The organism is Achromobacter sp. DH1f, from assembly GCF_000633435.1.
Lineage (GTDB): Bacteria > Pseudomonadota > Gammaproteobacteria > Burkholderiales > Burkholderiaceae_B > Achromobacter > Achromobacter deleyi.
Genome location: NZ_AYMF01000050.1, coordinates 1 through 363 on the forward strand (window position 1 = coordinate 1; position 363 = coordinate 363).

The window sequence follows — 363 nt, forward strand, 5'->3', positions numbered from 1 at the left end:
GATTCACCGGAAAGCGGGGTTGCAAGATAGGGTGCAAATTAGGCAAAAGCCGGTTGCATAATCTGCAAAAGTTGTGTTATAGTTTCAGGCTTGGCAGTTGCCGAAAAGTTAGGGTTAACCCTGATGTTTCGATAGCTGCTAGGGCGAGACCTGAAGGGGTCGTAAGGCAAGGTGGTGAGTTCGAGTTGAAAAACGAAAACAAAGCTGACTTGACAAACGATAAAAACTTCTTCATAATCTCGTTTCTCTGCTGCAACGACAGCGACGACGCGAGAGCGAAGTTAGCCGAAGTTGAGGGGCAGATAGCAGTAAGAAGTAAACGCAGTACAGAATTTAGCAGTGCCGCTCTTTAACAATTAAACA

1 protein-coding gene is annotated in these 363 nt (G+C 45.7%); it reads left to right on the forward strand.

The annotated features are described in order from the left end of the window. A partial coding sequence (locus tag U858_RS36320; protein ID WP_232786647.1) for a hypothetical protein occupies positions 1-353 on the forward strand: 353 nt, incomplete at its 5' end. Positions 354-363: the final 10 nt, after the last annotated feature.